Annotated in this window: 21 protein-coding genes and 1 tRNA gene; 5 read left to right on the top strand and 17 right to left on the bottom strand. The window is 72.4% G+C overall.

The features are described from left to right. Positions 1–118 precede the first annotated feature (118 nt). The 3 genes from M8I34_RS30315 (at position 119) to M8I34_RS30305 (ending at position 2,153) form a co-directional block, all read left to right on the top strand. Positions 119–898 (top strand): DUF2127 domain-containing protein, encoded by a 780-nt coding sequence (locus M8I34_RS30315; RefSeq protein ID WP_250054804.1) that lies wholly within the window; start codon positions 119–121, stop codon positions 896–898. Between the two features lie 33 nt (positions 899–931). Further along, on the top strand, positions 932–1,420 hold the full coding sequence (locus M8I34_RS30310; protein WP_250054802.1) for a hypothetical protein: 489 nt from the start codon (positions 932–934) through the stop codon (positions 1,418–1,420). 202 nt (positions 1,421–1,622) lie between these two features. Continuing rightward, a complete protein-coding gene (locus M8I34_RS30305; RefSeq protein ID WP_250054800.1) occupies positions 1,623–2,153 on the top strand; it encodes a GNAT family N-acetyltransferase in 531 nt (176 codons plus the stop codon). A gap of 144 nt (positions 2,154–2,297) precedes the next feature. On the opposite strand, the gene M8I34_RS30300 is transcribed toward M8I34_RS30305, so the two are convergent. The 4 genes from M8I34_RS30300 to M8I34_RS30285 all read right to left on the bottom strand — a co-directional run bounded on the left by M8I34_RS30300 (position 2,298) and on the right by M8I34_RS30285 (position 4,039). Then, positions 2,298–2,384 (bottom strand) — tRNA-Ser (locus M8I34_RS30300). A 79-nt stretch (positions 2,385–2,463) separates the two neighbouring features. Next, positions 2,464–3,015: a nucleoside deaminase gene (locus M8I34_RS30295; RefSeq protein WP_250054798.1), complete on the bottom strand. Its 552-nt coding sequence runs from the start codon at positions 3,013–3,015 to the stop codon at positions 2,464–2,466. A gap of 70 nt (positions 3,016–3,085) precedes the next feature. Continuing rightward, positions 3,086–3,631: a hypothetical protein gene (locus tag M8I34_RS30290; protein ID WP_250054796.1), complete on the bottom strand. Its 546-nt coding sequence runs from the start codon at positions 3,629–3,631 to the stop codon at positions 3,086–3,088. Positions 3,632–3,820: 189 nt separating this feature from the next. Further along, positions 3,821–4,039 (bottom strand): hypothetical protein, encoded by a 219-nt coding sequence (locus M8I34_RS30285; protein WP_030989643.1) that lies wholly within the window; start codon positions 4,037–4,039, stop codon positions 3,821–3,823. 174 nt (positions 4,040–4,213) lie between these two features. On the opposite strand from M8I34_RS30285, the gene upp reads away from it, so the two are divergent. Continuing rightward, a complete protein-coding gene (upp, locus tag M8I34_RS30280) occupies positions 4,214–4,849 on the top strand; it encodes a uracil phosphoribosyltransferase (RefSeq protein ID WP_030989645.1) in 636 nt (211 codons plus the stop codon). Positions 4,850–4,925: 76 nt separating this feature from the next. On the opposite strand, the gene M8I34_RS30275 is transcribed toward upp, so the two are convergent. The 11 genes from M8I34_RS30275 to M8I34_RS30225 all read right to left on the bottom strand — a co-directional run bounded on the left by M8I34_RS30275 (position 4,926) and on the right by M8I34_RS30225 (position 13,486). Further along, entirely contained in the window at positions 4,926–5,573 is a 648-nt protein-coding gene (locus tag M8I34_RS30275; protein ID WP_244419666.1) for a LytR C-terminal domain-containing protein, read from the bottom strand. Positions 5,574–5,725: 152 nt separating this feature from the next. Beyond that, positions 5,726–6,022 carry a type II toxin-antitoxin system VapB family antitoxin gene (locus tag M8I34_RS30270; protein ID WP_030084955.1) on the bottom strand — a complete coding sequence of 99 codons (297 nt, stop codon included), beginning with the start codon at positions 6,020–6,022 and terminating at the stop codon, positions 5,726–5,728. Positions 6,023–6,195: 173 nt separating this feature from the next. Further along, the gene (locus tag M8I34_RS41470; protein WP_284050968.1) at positions 6,196–6,816 is read right to left on the bottom strand and encodes a DUF4232 domain-containing protein; all 621 of its coding nucleotides are present in this window, start codon (positions 6,814–6,816) and stop codon (positions 6,196–6,198) included. A 312-nt stretch (positions 6,817–7,128) separates the two neighbouring features. Continuing rightward, a complete protein-coding gene (locus tag M8I34_RS30260; RefSeq protein WP_250054794.1) occupies positions 7,129–7,779 on the bottom strand; it encodes a hypothetical protein in 651 nt (216 codons plus the stop codon). After that, positions 7,776–8,480, bottom strand: a complete 705-nt coding sequence (locus M8I34_RS30255; protein ID WP_250054793.1) for an RNA polymerase sigma factor — start codon at positions 8,478–8,480, stop codon at positions 7,776–7,778. Before M8I34_RS30255 ends, M8I34_RS30260 begins: the two co-directional genes overlap by 4 nt. A 30-nt stretch (positions 8,481–8,510) precedes the next feature. Then, positions 8,511–9,104: an LPXTG cell wall anchor domain-containing protein gene (locus tag M8I34_RS30250; protein ID WP_250054792.1), complete on the bottom strand. Its 594-nt coding sequence runs from the start codon at positions 9,102–9,104 to the stop codon at positions 8,511–8,513. 369 nt (positions 9,105–9,473) lie between these two features. After that, positions 9,474–10,697, bottom strand: coding sequence for a GTP-binding protein (locus tag M8I34_RS30245; protein ID WP_250054790.1), 1,224 nt, complete (start codon positions 10,695–10,697; stop codon positions 9,474–9,476). A gap of 6 nt (positions 10,698–10,703) precedes the next feature. Continuing rightward, entirely contained in the window at positions 10,704–10,874 is a 171-nt protein-coding gene (rpmF, locus tag M8I34_RS30240; protein WP_030077812.1) for a 50S ribosomal protein L32, read from the bottom strand. A gap of 198 nt (positions 10,875–11,072) precedes the next feature. Further along, the gene (locus M8I34_RS30235; protein WP_250054787.1) at positions 11,073–12,128 is read right to left on the bottom strand and encodes an NAD(P)-dependent alcohol dehydrogenase; all 1,056 of its coding nucleotides are present in this window, start codon (positions 12,126–12,128) and stop codon (positions 11,073–11,075) included. A gap of 190 nt (positions 12,129–12,318) precedes the next feature. Next, positions 12,319–12,666 carry a hypothetical protein gene (locus M8I34_RS30230; protein ID WP_250054785.1) on the bottom strand — a complete coding sequence of 116 codons (348 nt, stop codon included), beginning with the start codon at positions 12,664–12,666 and terminating at the stop codon, positions 12,319–12,321. Positions 12,667–12,916: 250 nt separating this feature from the next. Then, positions 12,917–13,486 (bottom strand): PadR family transcriptional regulator, encoded by a 570-nt coding sequence (locus M8I34_RS30225; protein WP_250054783.1) that lies wholly within the window; start codon positions 13,484–13,486, stop codon positions 12,917–12,919. Between the two features lie 104 nt (positions 13,487–13,590). On the opposite strand from M8I34_RS30225, the gene M8I34_RS30220 reads away from it, so the two are divergent. Next, entirely contained in the window at positions 13,591–14,022 is a 432-nt protein-coding gene (locus M8I34_RS30220; protein WP_250054781.1) for a nuclear transport factor 2 family protein, read from the top strand. A gap of 133 nt (positions 14,023–14,155) precedes the next feature. Here M8I34_RS30220 and M8I34_RS30215 read toward each other — a convergent pair whose 3' ends face one another. Further along, the gene (locus M8I34_RS30215) at positions 14,156–14,380 is read right to left on the bottom strand and encodes a ferredoxin (protein WP_250054779.1); all 225 of its coding nucleotides are present in this window, start codon (positions 14,378–14,380) and stop codon (positions 14,156–14,158) included. Positions 14,381–14,599: 219 nt separating this feature from the next. Then, positions 14,600–15,838, bottom strand: a complete 1,239-nt coding sequence (locus tag M8I34_RS30210; protein WP_250054776.1) for a cytochrome P450 — start codon at positions 15,836–15,838, stop codon at positions 14,600–14,602. Between the last annotated feature and the right edge of the window lie 107 nt (positions 15,839–15,945).

The following is a 15,945-nucleotide window of genomic DNA, read 5'->3' as shown; positions in this document are numbered from 1 at the left end:
GCCGGCCGGGAGCATGCATCATGTACACGACACACGCGACACATGCACACCCGCGGCGGCAGTGTCGTACCGCGGCATGCGGCCGCGCGGGACGACGAAAGGAAGACAGGCTCCAACGATGAAGATCGACTGGGACCGGCGTACCTGCGCGCGCCGCGGGCACATCACCTACCTCCCGCACGAGGAGCACCTCCGGGACAAGCTGCGCGCGGCCACCGCTCTCGGCGAGGCCTGGCGCTGTCTGCGCTGCGGCGACTTCGCCCTCGGCGACCCGCACGGCTCCGGGCCGGCCGCCGACGCCCCGCTGGTCCCGCGCGGCAAGGTCCTGCGCGATCTGTTCATCCTGCGGTTCCTGGCCGTCGAGCGGGCGGTGCGCGGGGTGTTCATCGTGCTGGCCGCGGTCGGCGTCTGGCAGTTCAGCAACCGCAAGGACGCGGTCCGCCGGTTCTTCGACGAGTACATCGCGGTGCTCCGCCCGGTGGCCCGGCACTTCCACTACGACCTGGACCACTCACCGGTCGTCGGCACCATCCAGAAGACCTTCGGCTACCGCCACTCCACGCTGCTGCTGGTGGCCGCGCTGCTGCTGGTGTACGCCCTGGTGGAGATCATCGAGGGCGTGGGCCTGTGGCGCGCCAAGCGGTGGGCGGAGTATCTGACGGTGGTGGCGACGGCGGCCTTCCTGCCGCTGGAGATCTACGAGCTGACCGAGAAGGTCAGCTGGCTCAAGATCGCCACGCTGGTGATCAACATCCTCGCGGTGCTCTACATCGCGCTCACCAAGCGGCTGTTCGGGCTACGGGGCGGCCGCGCCGCCTTCGACGAGGAGCGGCACAGCGCCTCCCTCCTCGAAGTCGAGACCTCGGCCGGAGTGGCCGCCACCGCCCATAATGGCTGAACGCCCGTCTCTAGGGGGAACCGAAGAATGCCCATGAACTCCGTATCGCGCGAGACCGATTCGTCCCACGCGGCTGCCCGTCCGGCCCCGGGGGGACCCCGGTCCCCCCTGACCCGGCGGCGGCCGGCCATCGTGCTGGCGCTGCTGGTCGGCCTGCTGGCCGCGGCCGTCGCACCGGCAACGGCGGCGGGCCGCAGCGCGGTGGACGGCGCACGCACGACGGCCACCGCGAGCGCCCCGGGCCACGGCGCCGACGCCTCCCGGCTCGCCGCCGCGCCCGCGCAGCCCGCCGCGTACCGCCACCACAGCGCGCACCACTCGACTGCGGTCAAGACGGTCTTCAAGTCCAAGAAGTCCAAGACGTCCAAGTGGAAGTCGAAGGTGAAGAAGAAGGGCGGCTTCTTCAAGAAGCTCGGCATCTTCTTGATCGTGCTGTTCGTCCTCTTCCTCGTCGTCATGATCCTGGTGATCTGGCTGATCGTGCGCTTCTTCCGCCGCGCGCGGAACCGCCGCGACGCCTAGCAAGTGCCCCACGGGCCGTTCAGGCCCCCGCGGCGCGTCCGTCTCCGGCGGGCGCGCCGCTCTTGCTTGGTGCCGCTGTCGCTCTACGCCTCCTTCGACGGCTTCCCGCAGGCGCGTTTGTCGCGGCACCCCGCGGACGACGGGCCAACGGCACGGAAATCCACGGGCGGTGCGGACCTCCCGCGTGGTACTCCTCCGTGCCATGGACGACCTTGTGACGGCCCGGCTGATACTCCACCCGATGAGCGTCGTCGAGGCGGAGCGGATGGTGGCGGGCACACCGCGGGACAGTGACCGATGGCCGCCCGGCTACCCCACCGAGGGGGATGTGAAATCGGCTACGGACTTCCTGAACCGCTGCGCGCACAGCGGCAATTCCCAGCCGTTCGGGCCCTATGAGATCCGTCGCCGCGCGGACGGACGGGCGATCGGCGGCCTGGGCTTCCACGGGCCGCCGGACGACAGTGGCAGCGTCACGATCGGCTACGGCCTGATCCCGTCCACGCGAGGCAGCGGATACGCCTCCGAAGCGCTCCGGGAGCTGCTGCTGTTCGCGCGGGCGCGCGGCATCACCTGCGTCAAGGGCGACGCCGACCACGACAACATCGCCTCCCAGCGCGTCATGACGGCGGCCGGAATGCTGCCGGCCGGGGAGGACGAACGCGTGAAGTACTACGAGATCGTCTGGACCGGGGCAACGGCAGCGCAGGCGGGACCGGCGGACCCTCGGTGACGCACCCCGCCGGGCCGGGGCGGACGGCTGCCCTGCCGCCGCTCTCCGCTGCGCCCCGGAGACGACGAGAGCTCCGGAAACGAGAAGGGGCCAGGAAACGACAAGGGCCCCGATCCGTGAGGATCGGGGCCCTTGCCCTCTGAGCGGTAGCGGTGGGATTTGAACCCACGGAGGAGTTGCCCCCTCACGCGCTTTCGAGGCGCGCTCCTTCGGCCGCTCGGACACGCTACCGAGAGAGAGCTTAGCCCACGGGTGGCCGTGCGCCGAAATCGGATTCCCGGGAGGGGCCGGTGCGGGGGCGGGCCGCCGGTCAGCGGTCGCGGAAGAAGTCGGTGAGCAGGGCCGCACAGTCGGCTTCGAGGACGCCGGTGATGACCTCGGGGCGGTGATTGAGGCGCCGGTCACGTACGACGTCCCAGAGGGAGCCGGCCGCGCCGGCCTTGGCGTCGCGGGCGCCGTAGACGACCCGGTCGACGCGGGAGAGCACGATCGCGCCGGCACACATCGTGCACGGTTCGAGGGTGACGACGAGCGTGCAGTCGGTCAGCCGCCAGTCGCCCGCCCGCCGCCCGCCGCCTCCCGCGGACTCCGGGAGCGCGGCCCGCTCCCGGAGGGTCCGGGCCGCTGCCCGCAGCGCGAGGATCTCGGCGTGCGCGGTCGGATCGCCGGTGGCCTCACGCGCGTTGTGGCCGGTGCCGAGGACCGTGCCGTCCGCGGACAGCACGACGGCGCCCACCGGGACGTCACCGGTCCCGGGGGCGCGGGCGGCCTCGCCCAGCGCCTGCCGCATCGGTGCGATCCAGGGATCGCGCAGCGGGTCGGGAGCGGGGGAGGGGCGAGAGGCGGATGGGGGGACGGTCATGTCCCCAGTGTCGGGGACGCGACCGGGGGCGGGACCCGGGCCCTGGGGGCGCGGGTCCGGCCCGGCCGGCTCAGCGCACGGCTTCCAGGACCTCCGTGCAGCCCAGCGAGTCGGCGATGGTGCTCAGCGCATCACCGTCGAGGGCCAGCAGCTCCTTCTCGCTGACACCCAGGTCGGCCAGCAGGGCGGCATCGCCGAGCGGGCCGCGCGGCGGGCCGTCCGAGCCGTTCACGGCCTCCAGGGGATCGTCGTCGTCCACGTTGTTGTCCGATTCGGGTTCGCCGTCCTCCGTGCCGTCCAGGTCGAGGCTGTCGAGGTCATCGGCCGCGTCGTCCTCATCGCGGCCGAGCAGCTCGTCGGCCAGCATCGCGCCGTACGAGCTTCTGGCGGCGGCGGCGGCATTGGAGAGGAAGACCCGCGGGTCCTCCTCGCCGTCCACCCGGACGACGCCGAACCAGGCGTCCTCCTGCTCGATGAAGGCCACCACCGTGTCGTCGTCGACGGCTGCCTCTCGGGCCAGATCGGCCAGATCGGTCAGCGTCTCCACATCGTCGAGCTCCGTATCGCTCGCTTCCCACCCGTCTTCGGTGCGCGCGAGCAGTGCGGCGAAGTACACCGTGACTCTCCCACTGGTCATAGGCGTGCCGGGCCGGGCGGGGCGGCGCTGCACGCCGTTGGTCCCGCCCCTTCGGAATCGTGGCAGAAACAACGCCTTCGCGCGGGGTCTTCGGCGCTGCGTCGTGCGGAGGTTGTGAGAGATGTCGCTCACGTGCCGCAGTGCGGGCGCGGGCGCGGGGCTGTTCCGCTACCAGCGGAATGTGCGCATCCGCATGGCCTGGCGCATCCGTTCGGCCCGTGCGCGGCGCGGCTGGACGCGGTTGCGCAGCTCCTTGGCCTCGTGCAGTTCCCGCAGAAATTGTGCGCGGCGCCGTCGGCGCGCCGCTTCCGCACCGGTGTCCGGGGCCGCGTCCTCGCTGCCGGAGACGGCCTCGTTCGTGTCGTCGGTCCGCTGACGGTCGGGCACCCATGCACCACCTCGGGCAGGATCTTCGCCCGGCGACGGGACGGCCAATCGGGCGTACGTGCCCACTTTCCCTCCTTTCGGCGGTTTGATGCCGACCACGTCGTGCTGCCGTGAACGGAAGCCGGGGCCGCACGGCGGGCGTCGGCGCCTTCCGCCTCGGTTACTGTCGATGTCATGCGGATCCACGTCGTCGACCACCCGCTGGTGGCGCACAAACTCACCACACTGCGCGACAAGCGCACCGACTCCCCCACCTTCCGGCGGCTCGCCGACGAGCTGGTCACCCTGCTCGCCTACGAGGCCACCCGTGATGTGCGCACCGAGCAGGTCGACATCCAGACCCCGGTGACGGCGACCACCGGCGTGCGGCTGTCGCACCCGCGCCCCCTGGTCGTACCGATCCTGCGGGCCGGTCTGGGCATGCTGGACGGCATGGTCCGGCTGCTGCCCACCGCCGAGGTCGGCTTCATGGGCATGGTCCGCAACGAGGAGACGTACGAGGCGCACACCTACGCCACGCGGATGCCCGATGACCTCTCGGGCCGTCAGGTGTACGTCGTCGACCCGATGCTCGCCACCGGCGGCACGCTGGTCGCGGCGATCCGTGAGCTGATCAAGCGCGGTGCGGACGATGTCACCGCGATCTGTCTGCTGGCCGCGCCGGAGGGCGTCGCCGTCATGGAGAAGGAGCTGGCCGGCACGCCGGTGACGGTGGTCACCGCGGCGGTCGACGAGCGGCTGAACGAGGACCGCTACATCGTGCCGGGCCTCGGCGACGCGGGGGACCGGATGTACGGCACGGCCGGCTGAACGGGCCGCGTCCTTCCCGCCTGATCATCGTCCGGGCCCCGCACCACGGGTTGGTGCGGGGCCCGTCCGTATGCGGTCAGCACTTGGCGGCGTCGGCGGGGGCCGGGGACGGATGGGTCAGCAGGGACAGCGACTTCGCCGCGCTCGCCTGGGGGGCCAGCGCCTTGAAGGTGTCGCCGATGATCAGGTCGAGCTCGGCGCCCTTGCGGCCGTCGGACTTCTGCTGGGCGCCGGCGAGCTGGGTGGCCAGCACCTTCAGCGGGCCGTCGGCCGCCGCGGGGCCGAGAAGTATCCCGGCGCCCTTGACCTTCTTGTCGTAGGCGGCGGGCGCGTTGCCCACCTTGCCGATCTTGAAGCCGCGCTTCTGGAGTTCGTCGGCGGTGTGCTTGGCGAGTCCGGAGCGCGGGGTGGCGTTGAGGACGTTGACGGTCAGCGTGCCGGGCGCGGGCAGTTTCTGCGCGGCCGTCCTGGCCTGCGCCGCATCCTTGTTGCCGCTGTCCCGGCAGTGCTTTTTGCCCTGGGAGGCCTGGGCGGTACTGCCGCGGCCGCCGAAGACGTCGATGAGCTGCAAGGTCCCCCAGCCGGCCAGACCGAGGGCGCAGGCCGTGGCGACGAGGGCGAGGGCGATCCGGCGACGGTGGCGGGGACGGCGCATCCGCGGATACCTGTCGCCCGTGATGCGGTACTTCTTACCGCCCATGCCTGGGGGCGTCAGCATGCTCATGGGCGCAGCGTAGTGCGGGAGGCGGGTTGTGCCTATCAAATGATCAACGCGTGGCGCGAGACCCAACCCAAAAGGGTCAATACGGACAGGGCGAGTTGGGTGCTGCCGGGCGGGAAGAGGGGATTTCCGGCCAGTTGGGCAGGGGGTGTGCGTCAGCCCAGTTCGAGTACGCGGGCGTGCAGTACCTGGCGCTGCTGGAGAGCCGCGCGTACCGCGCGGTGCAGCCCGTCCTCCAGGTAGAGGTCGCCCTCCCACTTCACGACATGCGCGAAGAGGTCGCCGTAGAACGTCGAGTCCTCGGCGAGCAGCGTTTCGAGGTCGAGCTGCTGCTTGGTCGTCACCAACTGGTCGAGGCGTACCGGACGCGGGGCGACGTCCGCCCACTGGCGGGTGCTCTCCCGGCCGTGGTCCGGGTACGGCCGACCGTTTCCGATGCGCTTGAAGATCACACGGAAAGCCTACCGGGCGAGCGGCACCGGGCGCAGCCATGCCGCAGCAACGCAAAAGGATCATTGACGGCAAATTTGGATCATTGGGGAGGGGAGGCCCGAAGGATATGGCCGGATGCGACCCGAACGGACTACGGCGCGGCGCGTCCCGGCCCCGTGCCGCGGCCGGACGGTCACCACTTCCGGGCGGCGTCCAGGCTCGGCTGCCAGTAGGTGACCGTGGCGGTGCGCGGGTCGACATGGACCGGGGCGCGGCCGTCCAGGCCGACCTGGGTGGGGGTGGCGCGGCCGGTCAGTGCGACGCCGAACTGGGAGATTTTCCGGCCCCGGTGGCCCTTGCCGCCCGGCCCGCCGGCCGCGGAGGTGGTGATCGTGGCGTACGCGGTGTCGCCGGGCGCCAGCGTGACCGCGGTGGACGGCCGGCTCGCCGCGATCGCGGGGAGGGTGGGCTGCCGGTCGCCGCCGAAACGCAGCAGGGGGTAGCGCTGGGCGGCGAAGTGGCAGGTCCGGCCGGAGGAGTTGGTGACCGTCAGCAGCATCCGGTGGGCACGCCGCGGCATCGCACCGGCGTGGAACCTGAGCATCTCGGGGGTGCAGGCGACCCGGCCGTCGGGGCCGGGGGACAGATTCTCGCCGTCCTCCCGGGAGGTCGAGGTGGGGGCCGGGGAGACGCCCCCGGGGCTGCCGGCCGGGTGGACGGAGAGGTCATGGCAGGCGGTGGTCAGGGCGAGTGCGGCGGTGGCGAGGAGGGTGGTGGCGACGGCCCGGCAGGCGGTGGTGTCGGTGAACGGCATAGGGGGCTCCCCCGGGACAGTGGCGTGTACACGACCTTCGGCTCCGGCGCTGGTGATCCGCTAACGCACGGCTAACGCATGCCGGAGGCCTCGGCGCCGCGCCCGCCCCGTCCGGCGCGCGGGGTTCGCCGCCGGGTGGTCGCGGACCGGCTGCCGTACGGGGCGCGGCCGGGGGTGCCCGCCCGCGGACCGCACCGCACGGCCGGGGCCGGGCCGCCGGGGACCGTTGTGCACCGGATGTGCGCACGGGCCGGGCGAGCCGCAGTGGTCCGAGGCCGGCGGGGCGGAGGCGGGTGTCCGTCAGCGGCACGCTCAACTACTGGAGGGCGAAGGGGAATCGCTCCTGCCGCCGGATGCGGTGCTGCTCTGTGGGGTGGGAGCCGACGGGGTGGCGGAGGGGGGCCGGGGGCTCGTGGGGGGACGGCCGCCCGGCTGATCCGTGGGGCTGGGCGCAGGGGTGTCACGGGGGCTCCGCGGCGGCCGTGCCGGGCCGGTACCGGGCGTGGGCGAGCCGGCGGGGTCGGCGCTGCGGTGGGGGCCCGTCGACGGAGTGTCCGTAGGCGGCTCGGGGGCCTGTCCCGTATGTGCCGGGGACGGTGCGGGGGTGACCGGGCGCGGGGGTGTCGCGGGTGCGGGCCGGTCCGGGGGGCCGCCGGGGGCGGTCGCCAGAAGGCCGATCACGACGGCGGCGGCTGCCGCGGCCAGCGGCAGCCCGAAACGGCGCAGCCACGGCCGCTCGGCGACGGACAGCCGGCTGCGGCGGGTATGCGGGCCGGGGGGCGCGGCGGGCCGCAGATCCCGCAGGGCGATGCTCTCGGCGCGCGCCGCGAAGGCCCGGCGCAGCCGGTCCTCCACGGGGCGCCCGGACGTGCCGTCACCAGGGCCTGTGCCGCTGCCGCTGTCGCCCACGCCGCCGCCGGGCCCGCTGCCGGTGCGGCCGGTACCCGTGCCGGGGCCGTTCATGACCGCTCCTCCAAGATCTTCTCCAGCGAGTCCAGTGCGCGGCTGGCGATCGACTTCACCGAGCCGCGGCTGATGCCCAGCGTCGCCGCGATCTGCGCCTCGGTCAGATCGCCCCAGTAGCGCAGGACGAGCACCTCCCGGCGGCGGGCGGTCAGCCCGCTCAGCGCGGCGAACACCTCCCGGTGCTCCTCGTCCAGCACGATCCGCTCCTCGGCGGACGGCGCGTCCGCCTCGTGGGGCGGGGTGTAGTCGCGTGCGGTACGGCGGCGCCGCAGCACCGAGCGGGCGGCGTTGACGACCGCGGTGCGCAGATAGGCGAGCGCATTGTCGACCTCGCCGAGCTCTTCGCCGTGCCGCTTGTAGAGCGCGGCGAACGCGTCCTGGACGACGTCCTCGGCGGTGGCGCGGTCGTCGACGAGCAGGACGGCCAGCCGGACCATGGTCAGCCGGTGTGCGTGGTAGAGCTCGCTGATCGTCGGCCTGGACTCGGGCGGGGCGGGGGCGTCGTCGTCCGGCAGCCGGGCCTCGACGCCTGCGGGCCCGCCGTACGCGGGATACCGGGGTTGCCGGCCGGGACGCGGTGCTTCGCGGCGGGCGGCCGGCGGGCGGGCGGTGCGCAGCAGCCACCGCCACAGGGCAGGCCGGAGCCCCGGCAGGGCGAACCGTACCGGGGCGTGCCGCGGGGTGGCGGAGTACTCCATCGAATCCTCGGGGCGGGCGGGCGCGGTGGGTCAGCCGCGCCGGCGGCGGACCGCGTAGACGGTGCCGCCGCCCGCGGCGATCAGGGCCGCGGCGGCTCCGCCGAGCGCCATGGTGGTCGTGGCGGATGCCCCGGTGCGCGCGAGTTCCTTGTCGCTCCCGGGTCCCTTGGCGGGGGCGGGGCGGGCGCTGGCCGAGGGGCCGTCACCGCCCTTGCCGGGGGACGTCGGCCGGGCGCTGGGCGGAGCGCTGACGCTGGGCTGCGGCCCCGGGTGGCTGGGCGAGGCGGAGGGCCGGGGGGTGCCGGGGGCGGTGGGCTTCGGGGGGACGCTGGTGGCCGGCGTGGGGCGGGCGCTGCCGTCGGCCGGCCGGGGGACGGGTGACGGGGTCGCATGGCCGGTGTACGGACGCTGCGGCTGGGAGGCGGCGGCGTCGGCGTGTGCGGTGCCGGCTGCGGACAGCGCGGCGAGCGCGAGCGTCGCGACCAGTCCGGCGCCGGCCGCACCGCGCAGACGGGGGCGCGCGGCGGACGGCCGGAAACCGGCGGAGGCGTGGGAGGTACGGGTGAACTTCACGGTCGGCTGCTCCACGTTGTTCGTCAGGTCGGCGCCCGATGGCGCCCTCACCCGTGACGACGTGCGGCAGGGACGGGGGTTGCCGGGAGGCGCGGAAATTCTTCCGCGGGCCCGCGCCCGCTCCCCCCGGGGGGCCTCAGCCCACGCTGTGCAGCAGCTTCTCCGCCTTCGTCATCCGCGTGGTGATCCTGCCGTCGGCACTGATCCTCCTGGGGCGGGCGAGCTGGTGGCCGTCCCGGACGATGCGGCGGGCGCAGGGCTGAGGAAGGGCTCCGGAAGGGCTCGGGCGGGAGGCGCGTTGCGGGAACGGGAGGGCGCTAGGGGAGTGGGAGCGCGCTAGGGAACGGAAGGGCGCTAGGGAACGGGAGGGCGTTACGGGTAGGGGCGGTGGCGGGTCGCCCCCTACCCTCAACGCGGGTTCTACGCAGCTGAGTTGGCCGCCGCCGACTCCTCCTGCTCCTCCTCGTGTGCGCAGCGCTCCTCGGTGCCGTGGACCGCCCAGGCCGGGAACGGGTCGTCGGCCGCCGTGGGGGCGGGCTCGTCGGGGGCGAGGAGGCAGGAGGTGAGGGCGGCATGGAGCGGTTCCGGGCGCAGTCCGGTGCCGATGAAGACCAGCTCCTGGCCGGCCGGGTGCTCCCCGCCGTCGGCCGGGACGGGCTCCGCCCGCTCGGTGTCCACGCCCGACGGCTCGAAGCGGGCGACCGCGCCGGCCTGGGACCACAGACCGGTCAGGCCGGGGCGGGTGGCGAGGCGGAAGAAGCCCTTGGAGCGGAGGATCTCGCCGTAGGCGCCGCTGTCCAGCTGTTCGGTGACGAAGTGCCAGAGGCGGGCCGGGTGGAAGGGGCGGCCGGCGCGGAAGACCGTGCCGGTGATGCCGTACTCCTCCGTCTCCGGGACATGGTCGCCGTTGAGCTCCCTGACCCAGCCGGGCGCCTGCTGGGCGCGTTCCAGATCGAAGCGGCCGGTGCCCAGCACCTCGGCGGGCGCCACCCGGCCGCGCTGCGCGGGGACGATGCGGGCGGCCGGATTGAGCCGGGCCAGCGTCGCCTGGAGCCGTACGGCGGTCGCGCTGTCGACCAGGTCGGTCTTGTTGAGCACGATGACATCGGCGAATTCGATCTGGTCGATGAGCAGATCGCTGATGGTGCGTTCGTCGTCCTCGTACTGGTCGAGGCCGCGTTCGGCGAGGCCGTCGCCGCCGGTGAGTTCGGGCAGGAAGCCGGCGGCGTCGACGACGGTGACCATGGTGTCCAGGCAGGCCAGGTCGCCGAGCGTGGCACCGTCGTCGCGGGGAAAGGCGAAGGTCGCGGCGACCGGCATCGGCTCGGAGATACCGCTGGACTCGATCAGCAGATAGTCGAAGCGCCCCTCGCGGGCCAGCCGGTCGACCTCCTCCAGCAGGTCGTCGCGCAGGGTGCAGCAGATGCATCCGTTGGTCATCTCGACGAGCCGTTCCTCGGTGCGGGACAGCGCCGCGGCGCCGCCGCGCACCAGGGCGGCATCGATGTTGACCTCGCTCATGTCATTGACGATGACGGCGACGCGCAGGCCTTCCCGGTTGCCCAGGATGTGGTTGAGCAGGGTGGTCTTGCCCGCGCCGAGGAATCCGGAGAGCACGGTGACGGGCAGCCGGGGGTGCGCCATGGCCGGTCAGTCCTTCGGGTCGATCAGGCCGAGTCGGTACGCCTTCGCGAGGCGGCGCGGGACCTGGTAGACGGAGCCGTCGACGGTGACGGGCACCAGCTGGGGTGCGGTGGCCTTCCACTGCGCGCGGCGGTGGCGGGTGTTGCTGCGGGAGAGCTTGCGCTTGGGCACGGCCATGGGGAGGGGCCTCCTTCGGCGGTCGGGCGGCAGGAGGTCAGAGGCTATATGAAAATGGATACCGTTTCCAATTAGCCAGCGGCTGGCGCACCGTCGGAGCTCATGGGGTCACGGCATGCGAACGCCCGGGGCGGCCCGCGTCAGGCAGCCCCGGGCGTTCGCGCCTCCGGAGGCCGGTCCGCCGAAGCGGGCCGTGGATCAGATCGTCGAGGTGTCGATCACGAAGCGGTAGCGGACATCGCTCGCGAGCACCCGCTCGTACGCCTCGTTGATCTGCTCCGCGCCGATCACCTCGATGTCCGCCGTCAGCCCGTGCTCACCGCAGAAGTCGAGCATCTCCTGCGTCTCCGGGATGCCGCCGATCATCGAGCCGGCGATCGACCGGCGCCGCGGGATCAGCGCGAACGGCGCCACCGGCAGCGGGTTCTCCGGGGCGCCGACCTGCACCAGGGTGCCGTCGGTGGCCAGCAGCCCGAGGTAGGCGTTCAGGTCCAGGTTGGCGGAGACGGTGTTGACGATCAGGTCGAAGGTGCCCGCCAGCTCCTCGAACGTGGCCGGGTCGGAGGTCGCGTAGTAGTGGTCCGCACCCAGCCGCAGGCCGTCGTCCTTCTTGCGCAGCGACTGGCTCAGCACGGTGACCTCGGCGCCCATCGCATGTGCGATCTTCACGCCCATGTGGCCGAGGCCGCCCAGGCCGACGATGGCGACCTTCTTGCCGGGGCCGGCCTTCCAGTGGGCGAGCGGCGAGTAGAGGGTGATGCCCGCGCACAGCAGCGGGGCCGCGGCGTCCAGCGGGATGCTCTCGGGGATGCGCAGGGCGTAGTTCTCGTCGACCACGAGGTGCGTGGAGTAGCCGCCGTAGGTGGTCTCGCCGTCCCGGCCGGTCGCGTTGTACGTGCCGACGTTGCCGAGCTCGCCGGTGCAGTACTGCTCCAGGCCGGCCCGGCAGTTCTCGCACTCCCGGCAGGAGTCGACGAAGCAGCCGACCCCGACCCGGTCGCCCGCCCGGTAACGGGTGACCTCGGCGCCGACCTCGGCGACCACACCGGCGATCTCATGGCCGGGGACGATCGGGAAGGCCCCGCCGTCGCCCCACTCGGCGCGCACGGTGTGGATGTCGGAGTGGCAGATGCCGGCGTACTTGATGTCGATCAGGATGTCGTGGGCCCCCGGCTCGCGGCGCGGAATCGTGATCCGCTCCAGCGGTGCTTTCGGGGCGGGTGCGGCGTACGCGGAGACAGAGGTGTGGGTCATGCCATCGAGAATGCTTCGTTCCGCTTGCCCTGACCAGGGCCCCCTTCAACATATGCACGGCGTGCCTAGTCCTGGCGGAACCACCCTCCGGCCCGGCCGTATGCGACGCCGACCCCGGCCGGCAGGTGATCACCCACCACGCCGGGCCGGGGTCGCGGTCGGCCGGCGCACTGCGGCTGCCGGCGTCGGCTCAGGCGAAGACCACCGAACGGACCTTCAGCCGGTCCGAGCCATGACCGCCGTTCGGCCGGAGGCTGAAGTAGTCGCCCGTGCAGTGGGGACCCGCGAAGACCGTCGCGACGGATGAGGTGTAGTTCTTCGGCGTGTGGGCGGGCTGGACGGACGGGTCGGTCACCTCGGGGAGGCTGAGGCAGGCCCGGCTCGGCGGGTCGGACAGCAGGCCCACGTGCGGGTTGCCGGTCGAGTCGGTGTACACGTAGGTGAACGGGCCGGTTGCCGCGCCGGCCGAGGCGGTGGGCAGGGCCAGGGCGAGGGCGAGCGTGCCGATGGCGGTGACGACGGTATGGCGAAGACGCATAAGAATATTCCTTTCATTCCGTTTCCATGCGGAATGTGTGTTGCCCCGCATACGCCCGCTGATGTCCGATGTCACACGAAGGGGTTCCGGAGAAACGATCCCTCGGTCGCTGTTTCGGTCGCTGTTTCGGTTGGTGGTTCGAGTCGCTGTTCGGCCCGGGGCCCGTGGGCGAAGGCGGCTGCGAGTGCGGATGTGTGCCGCGCCGTCCTACGGTCGTGGGCGCGCACCGCTCCGCTCCCGCACTGCCGTCCTACGGTCGAGGGCGCGCACCGTTCCGCTCCCGCAGCACCCCGGCGATCCGCTCGCACCAGTCGCGGGTCTCCCGCTCGAAGCCGAGACCGCGCAGGCACGTCAGATACGGGCCGATCCGGTCGCCGCGGGCGAGGAACTCCGCCTCGTCCATGCCGCCGCGCAGCCGCGTCAGCAGCTGGTCGAAGATCTCGACCTTGGCGGCGGCCACCCGCGCCCGCTCCGCCAGTTGCCCGATCACCGGTGCGGCGTCGATCCGGTCCACGGCCTGCACCTTGACCAGCAGATCGTCGCGGATGAACGACGGTTTGGACGCGGCCGCCGCAAACCGCTCCAGCTCGGCCAGGCCCTCGTCGGTGACATGGAACAGCCGCTTGTTCGGCCGGGTCTCCTGGACCACTTGGCGGCCGGCGACCAGCCCCTCCGCCTCCAGCTTGGTCAGCTCCGCATAGAGCTGCTGCGGCAGCGCATGCCAGAAATTGGCGACACCGGCATCGAACGCCTTGGCCAGCTGATAGCCGCTGTACTCGCCGTCCAGCAGCGCCGCCAGCACCGCGTGCTTGAGGGACATCTCCCCGGCCACCCCTTCCCATACTCAAGAATCTGACTAATCATAGTCGCGACTATGAGACATCGGGGCCGGGCCGCTGCCCGGTCGAGCGAGGAGGAAGAGTCATGGGGACGACCGCGGACCGCTTCAAGGCGGCAGTGGAAGCACAGGACCTGGACGCGGTGGAAGAGCTGTTCACCGAGGATGTCCGCCTGTACAGCCCGGTGAAGTTCACGCCCTTCGAGGGGCGGCCGATGGTGCTCGGACTGTTCGGGGTGCTGCTGCGGACCTTCGAGGGCTTCCATTACGTCGGCGAGCTGGCGGGCAGCGCGCAGACGGCGGCGGGGCCGGACGGCGGCTCCGCGGACTCGGCGATCCTGATCTTCCGGGCCACCGTGAACGGCAAGCAGATCCACGGCATCGATCTGCTGCAATTCGACGAGGCGGGCCGGATCAAGGAGTTCACGGTGATGGTGCGGCCGCAGTCCGCGGTGCAGGCGCTGGGTGAGGCGGTGCTGGCCGGGCTGGTCGAGGACGGGCTGGCGCCCCAGTCGTAGGGCGGGCCCGCCCGCCTCGGGGCCGGGCCCGACTCAGGGCCGGGCCCGCCTCGGGGCCGGACTCGCCTCAGGAGCTGTCCGGCCCAGGGCTTGCCCGGCTCGGACCGGGCGTCGGGTCTAGGGAAAGGCGCCCCTAGACCCGCTCCGCCTGCTCCGCCCCCTCCACCTGCTGCACCGAGATCGCGGCGGCCGGGCAGATGGCCACCGCCTCATGGACCGCTTCGTGGAGGTCGGCCGGCGGTTCGGCATCGAGGAGAAAGACGATGCCGTCCTCCTCGCGCTGGTCGAACACCTCCGGCGCGGACAGCACACAGCTTCCGGCGCCGCAGCACTTCTCCTGGTCAATGTGCACGCGCATGGCTCTCCTCACGCTGGGCCGCCCGGCCCCTGAGGACCCTTGGCGGACGGGCTGGAACGGGATGACGGAAGGCGTCGGGATGAAGGAAGGGGTCGGGATGACGGAAGGTGTCAGGACGGCGGAAGGTGTCAGGGCGGCGGAACGCGCCGGAGTGGCGGGTGGTGGTGAACGCGCCGGAGTGGCGGAATGGGCCGGGGTAGGCACTGCCGGTCGCGGGGATCACCACGCGACCGGCAGTGCGTGGACCCCGTAGATCCCCATGTCGTGACGGAACGGGACGTCCTCGAAGGGGATGTCGAGCCGCAGGCCGGGCAGCCGGCGCAGCAGCGTCTCGACGGCGATTTGCAGCTCCACCCGGGCGAGCGGCTGGCCCAGGCACTGGTGGACACCGAAGCCGAAGGCGACATGTCGGCGGGCGTCGCGCCCGATGTCGAGCGCCTCGCCCCCGGGGAAGACGTCCTCGTCACGGTTGGCGGAGTTGAGGGTGCACAGCACGCCCTCGCCGGCGCGGATGGTGCGGCCGCCGATGGTGACGTCCTCGTCGGCGATCCGCGGCAGACCGTTGTGGATGATCGACAGATAGCGCAGCAGCTCCTCGACGGCTCCCTTGATCAACGACGGGTCGGCGCGCAGCCGCGCCAGCTGATCGGGGTTGCGCAGCAGGGCGAGGGTGGACAGCGCGGTCATATTGGCGGTGGTCTCATGGCCCGCGATCAGCAACAACCTCCCCATGGAGGCGACTTCCTCGGCATCGAGATCGTCGCGGGCGACCAGCCGGCTGACGATGCCGTTGTCCGGCTCGCGGCGTTTGGCCTCGGCGAGCCGGCTCAGATAGTGCTGGAGCTCGTCCCCTGCGGTGCGCACCTCCTCGGCCGTCGAGTGGAGGCTGAGCAGGAGGCGGCTGCGGTCCTGGAAGAACTCGTGGTCGTCATACGGGACGCCGAGCAGCAGGCAGATCACCAGGGACGGCAGCGGCAGCGCGAACTCGGCCACCAGATCCGCCGAGCTGCGCCCCGTGGTCATCCGGTCGAGCAGACCGTCGGTGAGGCGCTGCACCTCGGGGCGCATCGCCTCCACCTTCTTCACCATGAAGTCGGCGGTGAGCATCCGGCGCAGCCGCGCATGCTCGGGGTCGTCCCGGCGGATGAACGTCGGTGTGGAGGTGGCGAGTTCGCGCGCGCCGGCGGTGAGGAAGGGGAAGCCCGGCCGCGACGCGTCGGCGCTGAACCGCGGGTCGCCGAGCACCTCCCGTACGTCCTGGTGCCGGGTCACCAGCCAGCAGGAGGAGCCGTCCCACAGCGTGGCCCGGGTGACCGGCTCCTCCCGGCGGGCCCGTTCGACGCCGGGTGCGGGGTCGAAGGGACAGCCGGCGGCCCGCGCGGCCGGGACGGCGAGGGGGGCGAGGCCCTCGCCCGGGCCGAAGTCGTGCGCGGCCTCGGTGCCTTGTGCAGTCGTCATGCGGCTGGTCCTTCCACGATCGGGACACGGCACTGCCGTGGCGAACGGTGCGGGTGGCGCCTCTCCTTGACGGGTTCTGCGACCTCGGTAGCCAGCACGTCAGCCGC

Origin of the sequence: Streptomyces sp. MCA2 (assembly GCF_023544705.1) — a bacterium.
GTDB classification, from domain to species: Bacteria; Actinomycetota; Actinomycetes; order Streptomycetales; family Streptomycetaceae; genus Streptomyces; species Streptomyces decoyicus.
The sequence above is the reverse complement of the archived record's forward strand: the minus strand, read 5'-3'. Positions and strand labels throughout refer to the sequence as shown.

Excerpts from the sequence above, each read along its gene's own strand:
- M8I34_RS30225 (WP_250054783.1), bottom strand. The coding sequence starts at position 13,486 with ATGTCCCTCAAGCACGCGGTGCTGGCGGCGCTGCTGGACGGCGAGTAC.
- M8I34_RS30315 (WP_250054804.1), top strand. The coding sequence starts at position 119 with ATGAAGATCGACTGGGACCGGCGTACCTGCGCGCGCCGCGGGCACATC.
- M8I34_RS30220 (WP_250054781.1), top strand. The coding sequence starts at position 13,591 with ATGGGGACGACCGCGGACCGCTTCAAGGCGGCAGTGGAAGCACAGGAC.
- M8I34_RS41470 (WP_284050968.1), bottom strand. The coding sequence starts at position 6,816 with ATGCCGTTCACCGACACCACCGCCTGCCGGGCCGTCGCCACCACCCTC.
- M8I34_RS30230 (WP_250054785.1), bottom strand. The coding sequence starts at position 12,666 with ATGCGTCTTCGCCATACCGTCGTCACCGCCATCGGCACGCTCGCCCTC.
- M8I34_RS30310 (WP_250054802.1), top strand. The coding sequence starts at position 932 with ATGAACTCCGTATCGCGCGAGACCGATTCGTCCCACGCGGCTGCCCGT.
- M8I34_RS30210 (WP_250054776.1), bottom strand. The coding sequence starts at position 15,838 with ATGACGACTGCACAAGGCACCGAGGCCGCGCACGACTTCGGCCCGGGC.
- M8I34_RS30275 (WP_244419666.1), bottom strand. The coding sequence starts at position 5,573 with ATGAGCATGCTGACGCCCCCAGGCATGGGCGGTAAGAAGTACCGCATC.
- M8I34_RS30305 (WP_250054800.1), top strand. The coding sequence starts at position 1,623 with ATGGACGACCTTGTGACGGCCCGGCTGATACTCCACCCGATGAGCGTC.
- M8I34_RS30215 (WP_250054779.1), bottom strand. The coding sequence starts at position 14,380 with ATGCGCGTGCACATTGACCAGGAGAAGTGCTGCGGCGCCGGAAGCTGT.
- M8I34_RS30260 (WP_250054794.1), bottom strand. The coding sequence starts at position 7,779 with ATGAACGGCCCCGGCACGGGTACCGGCCGCACCGGCAGCGGGCCCGGC.
- upp (WP_030989645.1), top strand. The coding sequence starts at position 4,214 with ATGCGGATCCACGTCGTCGACCACCCGCTGGTGGCGCACAAACTCACC.
- M8I34_RS30255 (WP_250054793.1), bottom strand. The coding sequence starts at position 8,480 with ATGGAGTACTCCGCCACCCCGCGGCACGCCCCGGTACGGTTCGCCCTG.
- M8I34_RS30295 (WP_250054798.1), bottom strand. The coding sequence starts at position 3,015 with ATGACCGTCCCCCCATCCGCCTCTCGCCCCTCCCCCGCTCCCGACCCG.
- M8I34_RS30235 (WP_250054787.1), bottom strand. The coding sequence starts at position 12,128 with ATGACCCACACCTCTGTCTCCGCGTACGCCGCACCCGCCCCGAAAGCA.
- rpmF (WP_030077812.1), bottom strand. The coding sequence starts at position 10,874 with ATGGCCGTGCCCAAGCGCAAGCTCTCCCGCAGCAACACCCGCCACCGC.
- M8I34_RS30245 (WP_250054790.1), bottom strand. The coding sequence starts at position 10,697 with ATGGCGCACCCCCGGCTGCCCGTCACCGTGCTCTCCGGATTCCTCGGC.